We start from the raw sequence: 1,397 nt of genomic DNA, 5'->3' as shown, positions 1-1,397 counted from the left end.
CTGAGGACAAGCCCTCGGCCTATTAGTACCGGTCAACTCCACCCCTCACAGGGCTTCCATATCCGGCCTATCAACCCAGTCGTCTACTGGGAGCCTTACCCTCTCAAGGAGGTGGGAGTGCTCATCTCGAAGCAGGCTTCCCGCTTAGATGCTTTCAGCGGTTATCCCTCCCGAACGTAGCCAACCAGCCATGCCCTTGGCAGAACAACTGGCACACCAGAGGTTCGTCCGTCCCGGTCCTCTCGTACTAGGGACAGCCCTTCTCAACACTCCTACGCGCACAGCGGATAGGGACCGAACTGTCTCACGACGTTCTAAACCCAGCTCGCGTACCGCTTTAATGGGCGAACAGCCCAACCCTTGGGACCTACTCCAGCCCCAGGATGCGACGAGCCGACATCGAGGTGCCAAACCATCCCGTCGATATGGACTCTTGGGGAAGATCAGCCTGTTATCCCCGGGGTACCTTTTATCCGTTGAGCGACGGCGCTTCCACAAGCCACCGCCGGATCACTAGTCCCTACTTTCGTACCTGCTCGACCCGTCAGTCTCACAGTCAAGCTCCCTTGTGCACTTACACTCAACACCTGATTGCCAACCAGGCTGAGGGAACCTTTGGGCGCCTCCGTTACCCTTTAGGAGGCAACCGCCCCAGTTAAACTACCCACCAGACACTGTCCCTGATCCGGATCACGGACCCAGGTTAGACATCCAGCACGACCAGAGTGGTATTTCAACGACGACTCCACCAAGACTGGCGTCAAGGCTTCAAAGTCTCCCACCTATCCTACACAAGCCGAACCGAACACCAATATCAAGCTATAGTAAAGGTCCCGGGGTCTTTCCGTCCTGCTGCGCGAAACGAGCATCTTTACTCGTAATGCAATTTCACCGGGCCTATGGTTGAGACAGTCGAGAAGTCGTTACGCCATTCGTGCAGGTCGGAACTTACCCGACAAGGAATTTCGCTACCTTAGGATGGTTATAGTTACCACCGCCGTTTACTGGCGCTTAAGTTCTCAGCTTCGCCCCACCGAAATGGAGCTAACCGGTCCCCTTAACGTTCCAGCACCGGGCAGGCGTCAGTCCGTATACATCGCCTTACGGCTTCGCACGGACCTGTGTTTTTAGTAAACAGTCGCTTCTCGCTGGTCTCTGCGGCCACCCCCAGCTCAGACAGCACGTGTCATCACCAGGAATGGCCCCCCTTCTCCCGAAGTTACGGGGGCATTTTGCCGAGTTCCTTAACCATAGTTCACCCGAACGCCTCGGTATTCTCTACCTGACCACCTGAGTCGGTTTGGGGTACGGGCCGCCATGAAACTCGCTAGAGGCTTTTCTCGACAGCATAGGATCATCCACTTCACCACAATCGGCTCGGCATCAGGTCTCAGCCT

At 56.1% G+C, this 1,397-nt stretch carries 1 rRNA gene; it reads right to left on the bottom strand.

What is annotated here, in order from left to right:
* Positions 1–2 precede the first annotated feature (2 nt).
* Positions 3–1,397, bottom strand: a 23S ribosomal RNA gene (locus ACIP82_RS37820); the annotation flags it as partial.

It is taken from the genome of Kitasatospora sp. NPDC088548 (genome assembly GCF_044753005.1).
In the GTDB taxonomy this organism is placed as follows: Bacteria; Actinomycetota; Actinomycetes; order Streptomycetales; family Streptomycetaceae; genus Kitasatospora.
The sequence above is the reverse complement of the archived record's forward strand: the minus strand, read 5'-3'. Positions and strand labels throughout refer to the sequence as shown.